This window comes from Billgrantia endophytica, from assembly GCF_002879615.1.
GTDB lineage: Bacteria > Pseudomonadota > Gammaproteobacteria > Pseudomonadales > Halomonadaceae > Halomonas > Halomonas endophytica.
This window is the reverse complement of the sequence record NZ_PNRF01000043.1, coordinates 101,914-118,614: the sequence shown is the minus strand read 5'-3', so window position 1 is coordinate 118,614 and position 16,701 is coordinate 101,914. Positions and strand designations below refer to the sequence as shown.

Genomic DNA, 16,701 nt, shown 5'->3' with positions numbered 1-16,701 from the left:
CGGCGCTCCAACAGCGATATTTTCCACCAAGGGGAGATACACAGCTGTAGGAGCCAGCTTTAGCTCGCGACAGGGGGGCTCGTGCCTTCGCGACACTGCCGAGGCGCCTACCGGCGCCAGTCGCGACGCGAAGCGGCGCTCCAACAGCGATATTTTCCACCAAGGGGAGATACACAGCTGTAGGAGCCAGCTTCAGCTCGCGACAGGGGGATTCTCGTGCCTTCGCGACACAGCCGAGGCGCCTGCGGCGCCAGTCGCGATGCGGAGCGGCGCTCCAACAGCGATATTTTCCACCAAGGGGGAGATACACAGCTGTAGGAGCCAGCTTTAGCTCGCGACAGGGGGGGCTCGTGCCTTCGCGACACTGCCGAGGCGCCTACCGCCGCCAGTCGCGACGCGGAGCAGCGCTCCAACAGCGATATTTTCCACCAAGGGGAGATACACAGCTGTAGGAACCAGCTTCAGCTCGTGACCGCTCCAATGCTGGCGATAGCCGCTATGGCGCGGTGCTCCGACAGCTGTTACGGCAGGTATCAATCACCTCATTCGTTCTCTTCGGCACCCGGTAGCACCCAGTTCAGCAGTATGCCCACCAGGGCGGCGAGGCTGACACCCTGCAGGGTGAACTGGCCACCGCCGAATTGCATGCCTCCAATGCCGAACACCAGGATCAGCGACACCACGACCAGGTTGCGTGGTGCGGTCAGCGAATGGCCGGCCCGTACCAGGATGTTCATGCCCACCACGGCGATGGAGCCGAACAGCAGGGTCATGATGCCCCCCATGACGGGACCAGGGATGGTCTGAAGCAAGGCTCCAAGCTTGGCGACGAAGGCCAGCAGAATGGCGATACAGGCCGCTACCACCATGATCTTCGGGTTGAATGCCCGCGTCAGGGTCACTGCCCCCGTTACTTCGGAATAGGTGGTGTTGGGTGGCCCGCCGAACAGCGCCGCAGCGGAGGTCGCCAGGCCGTCCCCCAGCAGGGTGCGGTGCAGCCCGGGTTTTTCCAGGTAGTTCTTGCGTGTCACGGAGCCGATGGCGACCATGTCACCGATGTGCTCCACCGCCGGGGCAATGGCCACGGGGATCATGAACAGGATGGCGGCCCAGTGGAAGCTGGGTGCCGTGAAGCTCGGCATCGCCAGCCAGGCGGCATCGCGCACCGGCGAAAATTCCACGACCCCCATCAGCAAGGCCAGCGCGTAACCCGTCACGATGCCCCCCATGATCGGAACCAGACGCAGCAGGCCACGACCGAAGACCGCGAGCACGAGAGTGACCAGCAGGCTCACCATGGAAAGAAAAATGGCTGGCCCGTAGTCGATGTGGTCGCTTGTCTCGCCGGTGGCCATGCTCACCGCCACCGGTGCCAGGGCCAGGCCGATCACCATGATCACCGGGCCCACCACGACCGGCGGCAGCAGCCGATGCAGCCAGGCGGTTCCCTTGAGCCGAACCGCCTGGGAAATGATGACGTAGACCATGCCGGCGGCCATCAGGCCACCCAGAGTCGCCGAAACGCCGAAGCTCGCAACCGAACCCTGGATGGGGGCGATGAAGGCGAATGAGGATGCCAGGAAGACCGGTACGGTCACCCGTGTGACACTGTGGAAGATCAAGGTGCCGATACCGGCGGTAAAGAGCGCCACGCTGGGGTCGAGTCCGGTGAGCAACGGCACCAGGACCAGGGCACCGAAGGCCACGAAGAGCATCTGGGCGCCGGTCAACAGAATCCTGGGCAGGGAATCGGCCGGCGTCTGCGAGGCCGCCGCTTGTTCACTCATGAATGTCTCTTCCTTCTTGATGTACGTTTTTGATCGAAGGCGTCCTGCCCAGAAAAACGCCCCTGGATCGCAATCTCAGGGGCATGTTTCAGCTGTGCCGTTTTGGCCGAAAATCAGCGGGTACCGAAGATCTTGTCCCCGGCGTCGCCCAACCCGGGGACGATGTATCCATTCTCGTCGAGGTGGTCATCGATACCCGCCGTGTAGATCTCGATATCCGGATAGGCGTCCTGGACTCGCTTGATGCCTTCGGGAGCCGCCACCAGCACGATCACTTTCATGTGCCGACAGCCACGCTCGCGCAGCATGTCGAGGGTCGCCACCATGGTGCCCCCGGTGGCCAGCATCGGGTCGATGACCAGGGCCAGGCGCTCATCGAGATCACCGGCGAACTTGGCAAAATAGGGAACCGGCTCCAGCGTCTCTTCGTCACGGTACAGCCCTACCACGCTGATCCGGGCGCTGGGAACCAGGTCGGTGACGCCGTCCAGCATGCCAAGGCCTGCCCGCAGGATCGGCACGATGGTGACCTTCTTGCCCTTGAGCAGCTTGACCGGGATGGGCTTGCCGCTCCAGCCGTCGATATCCTGTGTCTCGAGCTCCAGATCCTGGGTCGCCTCGTAGGTGAGCAGCTTGGCCAACTCGCCTGCCAGTTCACGAAAGCTCTTGGTGCTGATACCGGCTTCGCGCATCAGTCCCAGCTTGTGCTGGACCAGCGGATGGTTGATGGCATGAACGCTCATGGAGGACCTCTTCGGCGGCGGGATGGACGGTGGCGGTCTTCGCTGGATGGACGGCATCGATAAATTGCGAGGCATTCTACTCGCATCCATCGTTGAGGTTAAGGCGTAGGGTTCGGCGTCTCCGGTAATTGCCAGTCAATGGGCTGGCGACCATTCTGCTCCAGGAACGCATTGGCCCGGGAGAAGTGGTGGTTCCCGAAGAAACCCCGATGGGCCGAGAGGGGCGAGGGATGCGGGGATTCGAGTACCAGGTGACGGCTGGTATTCACCAGGGCCTTCTTCTGCCGGGCATGGCTGCCCCACAGCAGGAAGACGGTCGGCTCGGCGTGTTCGCTGACCGTGGCGATGGCACGGTCGGTGAAGATTTCCCAGCCCTTGCCGCGATGGGAGCCGGCATTGCCCTGCTCCACCGTCAGCGACGTGTTGAGCAGCAGCACACCCTGCTCCGCCCATTGTTCGAGGTTGCCATGCATGACCGGCCGGAAGCCGACGTCGCCGGCCAGCTCCTTGTAGATATTGACCAGCGACGGCGGCACCGCCACGCCCGGACGGACGGAAAAGCATAGCCCATGGGCCTGGCCGGGGCCGTGATAAGGGTCCTGCCCCAGGATCACGACCTTGACCCGGTCCAGCGGGGTCAGCTCGAAGGCCCGGAACCAGTTGGAGGAATGCGGGTAGATGATCTTCCTGGCAGCTTTCTCGGCGGCCAGGAAGTCACGCAGGGATTGCATGTACGGCGCCTGGAATTCATCGCCCAGCCATTGCCACCAGCTTTCGGGAAGTGGATTCATGATTTATCGCTTTACCTGGTCGACGAGTGGTTCGACATAGGCAATGCCCATGTCCCAGGGAAACTGGATCCAGCAGTCCTGTGCCACTTCGGTGAGGTACTGGTCGACCAGCGGACGCCCTTCCGGCTTGGCGTAGATGGTAACGAAATGCGCCTGGGGCAACATTTCTCGAACCTTGCGGGCGGTCTTGCCGGTATCCACCAGGTCATCGACCAGCAGCCAGCCCTCCCCGTCATGGTCGACACCCTTCAGGATGTCGAGTCTTCCCTGCTCCCTATTGTCGTAGCTGCTGATACAGATGGTATCGATCAGCCGTACGTTGAGCTCACGGGCGATCAATGCGGCGGGTATCAGGCCGCCCCGCGTGATGGCGACGATGCCCTTGAAGTCTCGCTCGACCAGGCGATGGCAGAGTTCGCGCACGTCGCGGTGCAATTGATCCCAGGAAACGGTGAAGTGTTGATGATACCGACTGCTGCTCATGAACCTGCCTCACTCGTCTTCATTGAAGGAGCAGACCGCGAAGACCCCGAAGCCGGCTTCACGAATCTTGCGCGACCCGCCGATCTCCGGCAGGTCGATGATAGTGGCGGTCTCCACCACCTGCCCGCCCGAGCGAGTGATCAGCCTGGCGGCTGCCAGCATGGTACCACCGGTGGCGATCAGATCGTCCATGATCAGGATTCGATCGCCCTGCTGGAACGCGTCGGAGTGCAGCTCGACCTCGCTCTTGCCGTATTCGAGGGTATAGGTCTCGCTGATGGTCCTGAACGGCAGCTTACCTTTCTTGCGCACCGGCACGAAGCTGCAGCCCAGCTCGTAGGCCACCGGTGCACCGATGATGAAGCCTCGGGCATCGATCGCGGCGATGGCATCGAGCTCCATGTCCTGGTAGCGATGCACGAAGCTGTCGATCAGCTTGCGAAACGCCGAGCTGTTCTGCAGCAGCGGCGTAATGTCACGGAAGTTGATACCCGACTGGGGCCAGTCGGGGACGGTTCGGATCACGGACTTGATGTAGTCGCCATAGATACTCATCGCGGGTCTCGGTGAGATGGGTGATCAGTCAAGGAACAGGAATTTCAGGACGAACAGGATCGCCAGGATGACCACGGCCGGATTGAGGTCGCGGAAACGCCCGGAAAGCGCCTTGATGGCCACATAGCTGATGAAGCCCAGGGCAATCCCCTCCGCGATCGAGAACGTCAGCGGCATGGCCAGCGCGGCAATCAGCACCGGTGCCGCCTCGGTGGGATCTTCCCAGTTGGCGTGGGCCAGGCTGCCTGCCATCAGCACCGCCACGTAGAGCAGCGCGCCGGCGGTGGCATAGGCGGGAATGGAGCCTGCCAGGGGGGCGAAAAAGAGGCTGATCAGGAACAGGCCGGCCACCACCACGGCGGTCAGGCCGGTGCGGCCACCCGCCGCGATGCCCGCCGTGGACTCGATATAGCTGGTGGTGGTCGAAGTGCCCAGCACGGCACCGGCCATGGAGGCACTGCTATCGGATAGCATGGCACGGCCGAGACGCGGCAGCTTGCCGTCCTTGTCGAGCAGCTTGCCACGATGGGCCACGCCCACCAGGGTCCCGGAGGTGTCGAACAGGTCGACGAACAGGAAAGCGAAGATGACGCTGAGCATGGCAATGTCCAGCGCCCCCATCAGGTCCAGTGCCATGAAGGTCGGCGCAATGGATGGCGGCATGGACATCAGACCGCCGTACTCGTTGTGGCCCAGCGCGATGGCCAGCACGGTGACGCCCAGGATACCGATCATCACGGCGCCGGTGATCTTCAGGTAGGCCATGGCGGTAATGGCAAAGAACCCCAGCAGCGCGTAAATGGCGGCGGGCTGGGAGAGGTCGCCCAGCGCCACGTAGGTGGCCGGGTTGGCAACCACGATACCGGCGTTCTTGAGGGCAATCATCGCCAGGAACAGGCCGATGCCGGCGGCAATCCCCAGCCGCAGCGACAGCGGGATGGAGTGGATGATCCACTCGCGTATCTTGAAGATGCTGAGCAGGAAGAAGCAGAAACCGGAGAGGAAGACCGCGCCCAGCGCCGCCTCCCAGGTGTATCCCATCCCCAGCACCACGCCATAGGTGAAGAAGGCGTTGAGGCCCATGCCGGGCGCCTGGGCAATGGGGTAGTTGGCCCAGATCCCCATGATCAGACAGCCGAAGGCGGCTGCCAGACAGGTGGCGACGAACACCGCGCCGGAGTCCATGCCCGCTTCGGAGAGGATGCTGGGATTGACGAAGATAATGTAGGCCATGGTCAGGAAGGTGGTGATCCCGGCAATGACCTCGGTCTTGACGTTGGTATTGTGTTCAGCCAGCTTGAAATGATCGTCTATCAGGCGTTTCAGCATGATGGCATCCTGCGAACTTGGGCCGTTGTTGTTGACCAGGGGGCGAGAAAAGCCGCACATGGTACCCAAAGGTTGTCCGCGATGCGAGACGCGCCCCGGGAATCGTGATGCAGCACGGTTCGCTCTGTATAAGCAAACTACAGGCCATGTGCCAGCGTTCCAGCCAACGCAAACTTGACGAAACGGTCAGTTGAACGCCCGATTCAGGGCTCGCGGGATGCCAGCACGCGCTCCACGGTTTCAACGATGGCCTGTGTCTGGGGGTCGATTTCGATGTTGACCCTGTCACCTGGCACCCGATCCACCAGGATGGTGCGTTTCAGGGTCTCGGGGATCAGATCGACGCAAAAGCGTGGGCCATGGGCACTATCGGCACGGCGCGCTTCACCGATGGTCAGGCTGATACCATCAACACCAATATAGCCCTTGTCGAACAGGAAACGGCCCAGCCCATGGGGGACTTCGAACCACAGCCGGCGATTGTTGGGCGCCTCATCCAGTTCCACCAGCTCCGCCATGGCCATGACGTGGCCGGACATGGCGTGGCCGCCGATTTCATCGCCAAACCGTGCGGCCCGCTCCACATTGACCCGATCGCCTACGCCAAGCACACCCAGGTTGCTCACCTTCAGGGTTTCACGCATCAGATCGAAGCTGACCCGATCGCCTTCGATGGCCGTCACGGTCAGGCAGACACCGTTATGGGCGACCGACGCTCCCGTCTCGAGCCCTGCCCGCAGCGCATCGGGCAATATCACCACATGGGTGCGAAAGGCTTCGGCTTCCCTGATGGCGACGACTTCCGCCGTGCCTTGAACGATGCCTGTAAACATGGTAACTCCTCATGCAGCTCCCACCGCAGCGGGATGGACAAAGTAAGGTTGGCAGTGTAGGAACTCGAGGAGCGCACGTCTATCCACAATGATTTCAAACCGACCGCCATGAATCAGAACGATCCAATGTCGATATAGGTATTTACAGGAATATTTCCCATCCCACGAGCCATCTCCCCCAAACATGTACCACTGGCATTGACAGAATTCGCCTTTGGTCTTAGCATTGGCGGCCACATTCAAGGCGCCGATTTGTACCCGGATTGCGGGCGCCCACGACGATGACTCCCATAAGGAGCCCCTCGGCGTGAAGTGCAGCTAAAAGGGTGTGTCCAGCGTTGATGGCCACCCGTCAGGGTGGCCTTTTTTATCTCCGGCGCCCGCTGCCTGTCCGCAATGGAACGGCCCGATGAGCGGAAGCCCGATGATCACTTTACGCAACGTCTCAAAGACCTACCATCTCAGGAACCGGCGCAAAGACCAGCGCAAGAGCCGTCTCGCCGAGGAGGCCACGCCCAGCCTGAAAGCCGGCTCGACGGCCAGCAGTGGCCTACCGGACGATGGCGGCATGGACCGGCCCAAGGCTGACGCCAACGTCATCGTAGCGCTGAAGAATGTCGATCTCCACGTGCCCCAGGGCAGCATCCACGGTGTGATAGGCCTATCGGGAGCTGGAAAATCCACGCTGATTCGTTGCGTGAACCTGCTCGAGCGGCCCAGCAGCGGCAGCGTGGTCGTCGATGGCCAGGAAATGACACGCCTTTCGTCTTCCGACCTGAACCAGGCCCGTCATCGCATCGGCATGATCTTCCAGCACTTCAACCTGCTGACCTCTCGCAACGTGTTCGATAACGTCGCCCTGCCCCTGGAACTGATGGGCATGAAGCGTGCCGAGATCCGTGAGCGGGTGATGCCGCTACTCGACCTCACCGGGCTGGCGGACAAGACCCGCCAGTATCCGGCGCAGCTATCGGGGGGCCAGAAACAGCGTGTGGCCATTGCCCGCGCCCTGGCGAGCAAGCCCCGGGTGCTGCTCTGCGACGAAGCGACATCGGCTCTGGACCCCCAGACGACCGGTTCGATCCTGGAACTGCTGCGCGACATCAACCAGCAGCTCGGCCTGACCATCCTGCTGATCACCCATGAAATGGAAGTGGTGAAGTCGATCTGCCATCGCGTCAGCCTGATCTCGGGGGGAGAGCTGGTAGAGGAAGCCGATGTTGGCGACTTCTTTACCGCGCCGCGCACCCGGCTGGGACGGGAGTTCCTCAACGACTTTCTTCAATTGGAGCCGCCCAAGGCACTGGTGGAACGCCTGGAAGCCAAGGCCGGCGCGAACACCCACCCGGTCGTTCGCCTGGCCTTTTCCGGCGACGCCGTTTCCACCCCGTTGATTTCCCGACTGGCCCGGGAGTGCGAAGTGGATGTCAGCATCCTGCAGGCCAAGGTGGAATCGATTCAGGAGCGAACCCTGGGGCTGATGATCGCCGAACTACTGGGGCCGGCGGAAAAGACCCGCCAGGCCATCGACTATCTCGAAGCCCATGATCTTCACGTGGAGGTGCTCGGCCATGTCCAGCGCGATGATTGACCTGATCCTTCAGGCCACCCTCGATACGCTCTACATGGTAGGTGTGTCCGGAATCCTTTCGGCACTGCTCGGCGTACCGCTCGGCGTCATGCTGTATGTCACTCGGCCACGGCAGATACTCGCCCGCCCCGCCCTCAACCAGGTATTGGGTATCGTCACCAATATCGGCCGCTCGGTTCCCTTCATCATCCTGATGGTTGCCATCATCCCGTTCACACGCATGATCGTGGGCACGTCAATCGGCACCAACGCGGCCATCGTGCCGTTGACCATTGCGGCGATCCCCTTCGTGGCACGCCTGGTGGAAGGAGCGCTCAACGAGATTCCACCAGGCCTGGTCGAAGCGGCCCAGTCCATGGGGGCCACTCCCGGGCAGATCATCGCCAAGGTACTGTTGCCGGAAGCCCGAGGCGGCATCATCACCGGATTGACCATCACTGTCGTCACCCTGGTCAGCTACTCGGCCATGGCGGGAGCCGTGGGCGGTGGCGGGTTGGGCGACCTGGGCATTCGCTATGGCTACAACCGCTTCAACCCCACCATCATGCTGATCACCGTGGCGATCCTGGTCGTCATGGTCCAGGGCTTCCAGAGCCTGGGGGACTATCTGGTACGCAAATCCGACCGCAAGTAAAAAGAAGCACACAAAGGAGAAAGACCTCATGCAAGTGACCTTGACCCGTCTACTGGGCGCCGCCGCCCTCGCCGGCACCGCCCTGCTTGCCGGCTGCGGCAATGACGATGGCACTGCCGAGACCCGCTCGATCAAGGTCGGCACCATGTCCGGCCCCGAGTCCGAGGTAATGGAAGTGGCCGTGCAGCTTGCCAAGGAGCGCTACGATCTCACCGTGGAGATCATCGAATTTACCGACTACGTTTCTCCCAATGCCGCGCTGGCCGATGGCAGTCTCGATGCCAATGCCTTCCAGCACGAACCCTACCTGCGCAGCATGGTGGAAGATCGGGGTTACGACCTGACGGTTGCCGGCTACACCTTCGTCTACCCGATCGGCGCCTACTCGGAGAAGCACACCGATATCGACGATCTGCCGGAGCGTGCCATCATCGCACTGCCCAACGATCCCACCAACGGCGGCCGCGCCATGATCCTGATGCACAACGCCGGACTGATCGAGCTGGACGACCCCGAGAACCTCGAGGCCACCCCGGTCAACGTGGTCGAGAATCCGCATGGCTTCCGCTTCCGCGAGATCGAGGCGGCGCAGCTGCCACGGGTTCTGCCTGACGTGGACCTGGCGTTCATCAACAATACCTTTGCCCAGCCCGCCGGCCTGAGCCTGGACGATGCCCTGGTGCAGGAAGGCCCGGAATCCCCCTACGTCAACCTGATCGCCGTGCGCAGCGGCGACGAGGAACGCGAAGAGATCCAGCAGCTGGTTTCCGCCTACCAGAGCGAAGAGGTCGCCGCCATGGCACAGGAGCTGTTCGAGGGCGGTGCCGTTCCCGGCTGGGAGTGACCCGCAAGAGAAAGGGCCGGCGCTTGCGTCGGCCCTTGCGTATCGGGCAGGCGGACCATCGCAATGCCTCAGCGCATCCGCTTCTCGACCTTGTTCACACGCTCTTCCAGGCTCTGGTCCTTGTCCGTCGCCGTGGCAACCCGAATCGAGCTGTCGACGCGGGGTGCGCCTCTCTCGTGCAGGACGTCATGACAGCGCTGAATCACCCTCATCACCTCCTCCCACGAGCCTTCGAGGTTGGTACCATGCGCATGCAAATGGTACTTGAGCCCCGCCTCCTCGATGATCTCCTCGCAGGCCGCGACATGGGATGACAGCGAAGCACCCGCTCCCAGCGGGGTAATGTTCACATCGGCAATCACGCGCATCGTTCAATCCTCCTGATCGACTTACCGGGTTGTCCCTACTCCGAAACCTAGTTATGCCTTCACCATTATTCAACCGCCCGAGCCAGGGGAAGCCGGCCTGCAACCCGATGCCCTTCGGCCAGGGCGTCTGTCGCGCGGCAGCCCGCACCCGCGAGACACAACGCAGGACGACGTCCACGCTGCCCTGACGCCCTCCATCGACCATCGCCGGGAGTGGGCTGCCCCAAGCCGATTCGCGAACAATACAAGAAGGAAGAAGGAGGGCGGCTGGTTCCGGTACACCCGTGGTTTCCGCGCTTACGTGGCTACCCAGGAGGAATCTGCAAAGGGTCGTGGATGAGGCACAAGCCGTGACATGGACAGCGTCCAGCTGACGGCTCCCAGCCACCACCCGGCCCCGCATTATTTCGAGACGTAATAATAAATGCGTACAAATCTCAGTTCGACACAAAGAGGGACGCAGGGCATGGTAGAGGTGGCACCACGGATGGTGCCGAGTAACGGGACAAGGGCCCAGCCGCTCGGCCGGGCCCTTTCGTGCGCGACGCATGCCATTCCTGGCAGTCCTCTCCTGTAGCGACTATAGTCCGTACCCCCGCGCTTCGATGCAATCACTTGCATAATTTCATAACCCAGGTTATGTACAATCTGTACTATAGCTGTCATTATGTATGAGTATGATAAGGAAGCCTGCCGAGCCTGAGTGGCTCGATGAGCCAAGGATGCACGAACAGGACGTTCGTGGAGAGCAAGACAGGGAAGCAATGATCAGCCCGGCCCGCAAGGGTCGGGCTTTTTGCCTTTTTGGGCTAGCCCGTGCGGCAAGCGGCAGAAATGTCGGTGGTGTCGTCTGTCTGATCGACGCCCCCGAAGGGCTGCGGGGGCATTGGAAACTTGGTAGGACCAAGCGGATTTGAACCGCTGACCTCCACGATGTCAACGTGGCGCTCTAACCAACTGAGCTATGGTCCTGAATAGATGCTTGCCGGGAAACTGGTAGGACCAGGCGGATTTGAACCGCCGACCTCCACGATGTCAACGTGGCGCTCTAACCAACTGAGCTATGGTCCTTCGTCCAGCAGGCACATAAGTGCCTCGGCAACGGATGCACATCTTACCGATATCGCTGGATTTTGCAAGCGTTCAGGGTTCGCTTTTCACCCGCTCGACCGCTTCCAGCCAGCCCTGATAGAGCCGCTCGCGCTCCGCTTCCGGCATTTCGGGTAGAAAGCTCTTCTCGCAGCGCCACAGCTCTGCGATTTCGTCGAGGTCGCGATACCAGCCAAGGTGGAGCCCTGCCATATAGGCGGCGCCCAGTGCCGTCGTCTCGAGAATGGTAGGACGGTCGACCTGGACCCCCAGCATGTCGGCAAGGAACTGCACCAGCCAGCTGTTCTTCACCATGCCTCCGTCCACTCTCAGCTTGCCCGGTGTGGCGTCCATATCGTCCCGCATGCAGGTCTGCAGGTCGCGAGTCTGGTAGCAGACCGCCTGGAGCCCGGCCGCCACGATTTCTCCTATGCCGGTATCCCGGGTCAGACCGAAGATGGCGCCCCGCGCCTTCGGGTCCCAGTGCGGGGCGCCGAGACCGGTAAAGGCCGGCACGAGATAGACGTGATGGCCATCCCGGGTCTGCCTGGCCAGCGCCTCGGTCTCGGCCGCATCGTCAAACAGCCTGAGGCCATCGCGCAGCCACTGCACGGCGGCACCGGCCACGAAGATGCTGCCCTCCATGGCATAGGTGGTCTTGCCGTGGAGCCGATAGGCCACGGTGGTCAGCAGCCGATTGCGTGAGGTGGCGGCCTTGTCGCCGGTATTGACGATCATGAAGCAGCCGGTGCCGTAGGTGCTCTTGCCCATGCCGGGCTCGAAGCAGGCCTGGCCAACCAGAGCCGCCTGCTGGTCCCCCACTACGCCGGCTATGGGGAGCTCGCCTCCCAGCCAGTGCGCCTCGGCATAGCCGAAATCGGCGCTGCAATCGCGCACCTCGGGTAACAGGCCCTCGGGAATGTCGAAGAGTTCGAGCAGGTCTGGATCCCACTGCTGGCCGTGAATATTGAACAGCATGGTACGGGAGGCATTGGTGGCGTCCGTGGCATGCACCTTCCCCCCCGTGAGACGCCAAAGCAGGAAGGTGTCGACGGTACCGAAGGCCAGCTCGCCACGCCCGGCACGCTCGCGGGCGCCCTCGACGTTATTCAGCAGCCAGGTCAGCTTGGTGGCCGAAAAATAGGGGTCGATGAGCAGCCCCGTGCGGGACTGGACCATGTCGCCACACCCTTGCTCCCGCAGCGCCTGGCAACTGTCGGCCGTGCGACGATCCTGCCAGACGATGGCGTTGTAGAGCGGCTCCCCGGTGGCCCGATCCCATAGCAGCGTGGTCTCGCGTTGATTGGTGATGCCGATGCCGCCAATGGTTTCCAGCGTCACGCCGGCCTGCGCTATCACCTCTCGGCTGGTTGCCAGAACGGTTTCCCAGATGGCCTCCGGATCGTGCTCGATCCAGCCGTCATGGGGAAATTGCTGCGGAAACTCCTGCTGCGCCACCTGGACCACACGGCCGCCGCGGTCGAAAAGAATGGCACGGGAACTGGTTGTGCCCTGGTCAATGGCAAGCAGGTAGTCGGCCATGATACGTCCTGTCATTGTATGTTCGTTTATGATCATCAAGAGTACTGCAGTGTGTTCGCAATGCTCTACGACTTTTGGCGCATGTGCAGAACCGCCACCTGCCGATGCCATGCCGGATGGCTTACAATCGTGCGATCGAAAAGGGAGCCGACATGAACCAGCAGCAACGTCAGGATGCCATCGTCGACCTGGTGCGCCGCCAGGGGTATGCCAGCATCGAGCAGCTCACGGAGCACTTCGCCGTTACCCCCCAGACAGTCCGGCGCGACCTCAATGCCCTGGCTGGCGAGGGGTTGATTCGCCGGGTTCATGGCGGTGCCGGCCTCGAATCGAGCACGGTCAATACGGCCTACAGTACCCGCAAGAACCTGAATCTCGAAGCCAAGCGCCGAATCGCGATCCTGGTAGCCAGCCACATTCCCGATCATGCCTCGCTGTTCATCAACATCGGCACCAGCAACGAGGTCGTGGCGGAAGCGCTGCTCGAGCACCAAGGGCTGGAAGTCATCACCAACAACCTGAATGTGGCGGCCATTCTCCAGCACAGGGAGAACTTCAACGTCATCATTGCCGGGGGCCAGGTACGTTCCCGCGATGGCGGCATCATTGGCGAAGCCACTATCGATTTCATCAACCAGTTCAAGGTCGATTACGGCATCATCGGCATCAGTGGTATCGACGAGGACGGTTCCCTGCTCGAGTTCGACTACCAGGAAGTGCGGGTCGCCCAGGCTATCATACGGAATTCGCGGCAGGTGTACCTGACGGCCGATCATTCGAAATTCCATCGCAACCCGGTCGTACGCCAGGGCAATATCGCCCAGTTGGATGCCCTCTTTACCGACAGGCAGCCTCCGGAAGCGATCGTGCACCTGATGCAGGCCCATGACGTGGCGCTGCACATTGCCTGACCCGGCCCTCGCCTCCCCGTTCGATCCAGCAGTCAACAACACCTGCCCGGTCATGCCGGCGCCATATTGGCCCGACGCCTGCGTTTTCAACACTTGATGTTCGGTTTCGATTCATCTATGTTCGCTTTCAAACATGATGAGATTGACTGGCGTACGACTGCGCCGGCTGACCGGAGCCCATCCCCATGACGGACACTTCTCGCGATCTCCTCGATATCTTCATCATCGGCGGAGGCATCAATGGCACCGGCATCGCCAACGATGCCGCCGGCCGCGGGCTTTCCGTCGCGCTATGCGAGCAGGCGGACCTCGCCGGTGCCACCTCTTCCGCCAGCAGCAAGCTGATTCATGGCGGCCTGCGCTACCTGGAGCACCGCGAATTTCGGCTGGTGGGGGAAGCGTTGCGGGAACGGGAAATCCTGCTGAAGAAAGCGCCTCACATCATCTGGCCGCTGCGCTTCATCCTGCCGCACCGTTCACATCTGCGCCCCGCCTGGGTGATTCGCGCCGGCCTGTTCCTTTACGATCATCTGGGGAAGCGCAAGCAGCTACCCGGTTCCAAGGGAGTGCGCTTCGATGTCGACATCCCCTTGAAATCGGAAATCGTGCGCGGTTTCGAGTATTCCGACTGCTGGGTCGATGACGCCCGGCTGGTGGTGCTCAATGCCCTCCAGGCACGAGAAGGTGGCGCCGAAGTGCTGGTACGGACGCGCTGCACGGGCGTACGCCAGGAGCAGGGGCGCTGGTGCATCGAGCTGGAGAATGTCCGTACGGGTGATCGCTTCCAGCGCTATTCCCGTACCCTGGTCAACGCGACCGGCCCATGGGTGGAAAAGGTGATTCGTGAGCAGGCCAACCGCCCCTCGCGCTATTCGATTCGCATGATCCAGGGGAGCCACCTGATCGTTCCCAGGCTCAACACCGATGACAGGGCGTATATCCTGCAGAACGGCGACCGCCGGATCGTCTTCGTGCTTCCCTACGAGGACGACTTCAGCCTGGTGGGCACCACCGACCGCCGCTATGAAGGCGACCCTGGCCAGGTCACGACCACGGGAGAGGAAATCGATTACCTGCTCGGGGTGGTCAATGACCATTTCCGCCAGCAGTTGAGCCGAGACGACGTGATTACCACCTTCTCGGGCGTGCGCCCTCTGTGCGACGACGAGTCCCCCGACCCTTCAGCGATGACGCGCGACTATACGCTGGAGATGGATGACCAGGGTGCCCCCCTGCTCTCGGTATTCGGCGGCAAGATCACCACGTATCGCAAGCTGGCCGAAGCGGCGCTGAAACTGCTGGGACCCTCGCTGCCCACCATGGGGAGCCCCTGGACGGCAGGGGCGTCCTTGCCCGGTGGGGATATCGGGGACCAGGCGGCCTTCACCCAGCGACTGCTGAATGACTATCCCTGGTTAGGCGCCGACCGTGCACGGCGCTTTACCCGTAGTTACGGCACGCTATGCCTGCGCTTCCTGAGAGATACCACCTGTGAAGCAGACCTTGGGGAAGCGTTCGGTGCCGGCCTGACCGCTGCCGAGGTCGACTATCTCATCGCTCATGAGTGGGCCGTCAACGTCGAGGACATCCTGTGGCGGCGCACCAAGCTCGGCCTGCGCCTGACGCCCCGGCAAATGGAACACCTGACGGCCCATGTCGATAGCCATCGACAGGTACTGGCCGCCTGACAGACGGCCGCGTTTGCCAGCCTTCCGACAGCCGGGCCCACCCTTAGCCAGGGATGCCGCCCTGGGTCAGGCTCATTGGATCGAGTAGACGTTCCAGCTCTTCGCGGCTCAGGTCGGTCTGCTCTTCGGCCACGTCGATGACAGGACGCCCCGCCTTGTAGGCTTGCTTCGCAATGGCTGCCGCCGCGTCGTAGCCGATCACCGCGTTGAGTGCGGTGACCAGAATGGGATTGCGCGCCAATGGCTCGGCCAGGTTGTCCCCGCGCACCGTGAACGTGGCGATGGCGCGATCAGCCAGCAAGCGTGATGTCTGGCTCATCAGCGTGATCGAGGAAAGCAGGTTGTAGGCGACCAGCGGGAGCATCACGTTCAGTTGGAAGTTGCCGCTCTGCCCCGCCACGGTCACGGCGGCATCCATTCCGATGACCTGGGCCGCCGCCTGCGCCGCCGACTCGGGAATGACGGGGTTGACCTTACCCGGCATGATCGAACTGCCAGGCTGCAGGGCTTCCAATTCGATTTCACCGAGCCCGGCCAAGGGGCCGGAATTCATCCAGCGCAGGTCATTGGCGATCTTCATCACGACGCAGGCCAGCCCCTTGAGCTGACCGGAGAGTTCCACCGCCGCATCCTGGGAAGCCAGGCTGGCGAAGAAGCTGTCATTGGGCGACAGAGCAAGCCCGGTCTGGTGGCTCAATTCCTGCGCCATTCGCCGGGCAAACTCGGGGTGGGCATTGATGCCGGTGCCGACCGCGGTACCGCCCTGGGCCAATCGGCACAAGCGCAGCATGGCGCTGTCCAGGCGCTCGATGGCCTGGCCTACCTGGCTCGACCACCCTCCCAGCTCCTGACCGAGCCGCAGCGGCATGGCATCCATCAGGTGGGTACGCCCTGTCTTCACCACCCCATCGAGCTCTTGCGCCCGCCTGTCGATGGTGTTCCGTAGATGGACCAGCGCCGGGCGCAGCGACGTCGTTGTTCCGATGGCGGCCGAGAGGTGAATGGCTGTCGGTATCACGTCATTGCTGGACTGCCCCATGTTGACATGATCATTGGGTCCCACCGCCGTCCCCTCGCGGCTCGCCAGATGGGCAATGACTTCATTGACGTTCATGTTGCTCGAGGTGCCCGACCCGGTTTGAAAGACATCGATCGGAAACTGGTCGTCATGATGACCGTCGATGATCGACTGGGCCGCCTCGACAATGGCTTCCGCGCGGTCGCCCTCCAGCAACCCGAGATCTCGGTTGACCCTCGCCGCCGCCAGTTTTATGCGCGCAATGGCGTGAATGAAGGCTGTCGGCATCGACTGGCCCGAAACGGGAAAATTATTGACCGCCCTCTGGGTCTGGGCGCCATAGAGGGCGTTGCCGGGTACCTTCAGCTCACCCATGCTGTCACGCTCGATGCGATGCTCGCTCATTGCCGTCTCCTTTGCTTGTCGAGAGCCTGTGGTCACCTTGGTTCCCTGTCGGGTTTCATGCAAGGTTCCTTTTCGGCGGACGCTGAAGGG

Annotated in this window: 15 protein-coding genes and 2 tRNA genes; 5 read left to right on the top strand and 12 right to left on the bottom strand. The window is 62.1% G+C overall.

What is annotated here, in order from left to right:
• Positions 1-542: 542 nt before the first annotated feature.
• The 7 genes from C1H69_RS20795 to C1H69_RS20765 all read right to left on the bottom strand — a co-directional run bounded on the left by C1H69_RS20795 (position 543) and on the right by C1H69_RS20765 (position 6,521).
• Positions 543-1,787, bottom strand: coding sequence for a uracil-xanthine permease family protein (locus C1H69_RS20795; protein WP_102655298.1), 1,245 nt, complete (start codon positions 1,785-1,787; stop codon positions 543-545).
• A gap of 113 nt (positions 1,788-1,900) precedes the next feature.
• On the bottom strand, positions 1,901-2,530 hold the full coding sequence (upp, locus tag C1H69_RS20790) for a uracil phosphoribosyltransferase (protein ID WP_102655297.1): 630 nt from the start codon (positions 2,528-2,530) through the stop codon (positions 1,901-1,903).
• Between the two features lie 98 nt (positions 2,531-2,628).
• Entirely contained in the window at positions 2,629-3,324 is a 696-nt protein-coding gene (ung, locus tag C1H69_RS20785) for a uracil-DNA glycosylase (RefSeq protein ID WP_205738572.1), read from the bottom strand.
• Positions 3,325-3,804: a xanthine phosphoribosyltransferase gene (gene gpt, locus C1H69_RS20780; RefSeq protein ID WP_102655295.1), complete on the bottom strand. Its 480-nt coding sequence runs from the start codon at positions 3,802-3,804 to the stop codon at positions 3,325-3,327.
• A gap of 9 nt (positions 3,805-3,813) precedes the next feature.
• Entirely contained in the window at positions 3,814-4,359 is a 546-nt protein-coding gene (locus C1H69_RS20775) for an adenine phosphoribosyltransferase (protein WP_102655294.1), read from the bottom strand.
• 24 nt (positions 4,360-4,383) lie between these two features.
• Entirely contained in the window at positions 4,384-5,688 is a 1,305-nt protein-coding gene (locus tag C1H69_RS20770) for an NCS2 family permease (RefSeq protein ID WP_102655293.1), read from the bottom strand.
• Positions 5,689-5,891: 203 nt separating this feature from the next.
• A complete protein-coding gene (locus tag C1H69_RS20765) occupies positions 5,892-6,521 on the bottom strand; it encodes a riboflavin synthase subunit alpha (RefSeq protein ID WP_102655292.1) in 630 nt (209 codons plus the stop codon).
• 568 nt (positions 6,522-7,089) lie between these two features.
• Here C1H69_RS20765 and C1H69_RS20760 point away from each other — a divergent pair.
• The 3 genes from C1H69_RS20760 to C1H69_RS20750 are packed head-to-tail and all read left to right on the top strand — an operon-like array spanning position 7,090 to position 9,590.
• Positions 7,090-8,112 (top strand): methionine ABC transporter ATP-binding protein, encoded by a 1,023-nt coding sequence (locus C1H69_RS20760; RefSeq protein ID WP_102655304.1) that lies wholly within the window; start codon positions 7,090-7,092, stop codon positions 8,110-8,112.
• On the top strand, positions 8,093-8,746 hold the full coding sequence (locus C1H69_RS20755) for a methionine ABC transporter permease (RefSeq protein WP_102655291.1): 654 nt from the start codon (positions 8,093-8,095) through the stop codon (positions 8,744-8,746). The genes C1H69_RS20760 and C1H69_RS20755 overlap by 20 nt, the downstream gene beginning before the upstream one ends.
• Positions 8,747-8,774: 28 nt before the next feature.
• On the top strand, positions 8,775-9,590 hold the full coding sequence (locus C1H69_RS20750; protein ID WP_102655290.1) for a MetQ/NlpA family ABC transporter substrate-binding protein: 816 nt from the start codon (positions 8,775-8,777) through the stop codon (positions 9,588-9,590).
• Positions 9,591-9,658: 68 nt separating this feature from the next.
• Here C1H69_RS20750 and C1H69_RS20745 read toward each other — a convergent pair whose 3' ends face one another.
• The 4 genes from C1H69_RS20745 to glpK form a co-directional block, all read right to left on the bottom strand.
• A complete protein-coding gene (locus C1H69_RS20745; protein WP_102655289.1) occupies positions 9,659-9,958 on the bottom strand; it encodes an MTH1187 family thiamine-binding protein in 300 nt (99 codons plus the stop codon).
• An 895-nt stretch (positions 9,959-10,853) separates the two neighbouring features.
• Positions 10,854-10,930: transfer RNA gene (locus tag C1H69_RS20735), tRNA-Val, on the bottom strand.
• A gap of 22 nt (positions 10,931-10,952) precedes the next feature.
• Positions 10,953-11,029 (bottom strand) — tRNA-Val (locus tag C1H69_RS20730).
• A 72-nt stretch (positions 11,030-11,101) separates the two neighbouring features.
• Entirely contained in the window at positions 11,102-12,589 is a 1,488-nt protein-coding gene (glpK, locus tag C1H69_RS20725; protein ID WP_102655303.1) for a glycerol kinase GlpK, read from the bottom strand.
• A gap of 152 nt (positions 12,590-12,741) precedes the next feature.
• Here glpK and C1H69_RS20720 point away from each other — a divergent pair, with 152 nt between their 5' ends.
• Positions 12,742-13,500: a DeoR/GlpR family transcriptional regulator gene (locus C1H69_RS20720; protein ID WP_102655288.1), complete on the top strand. Its 759-nt coding sequence runs from the start codon at positions 12,742-12,744 to the stop codon at positions 13,498-13,500.
• 185 nt (positions 13,501-13,685) lie between these two features.
• The gene (gene glpD, locus C1H69_RS20715) at positions 13,686-15,188 is read left to right on the top strand and encodes a glycerol-3-phosphate dehydrogenase (protein ID WP_102655287.1); all 1,503 of its coding nucleotides are present in this window, start codon (positions 13,686-13,688) and stop codon (positions 15,186-15,188) included.
• Positions 15,189-15,231: 43 nt separating this feature from the next.
• Here glpD and C1H69_RS20710 read toward each other — a convergent pair whose 3' ends face one another.
• Complete coding sequence (locus C1H69_RS20710) at positions 15,232-16,611, bottom strand: class II fumarate hydratase (protein WP_102655286.1); 1,380 nt, start codon at positions 16,609-16,611, stop codon at positions 15,232-15,234.
• Positions 16,612-16,701 lie beyond the last annotated feature (90 nt).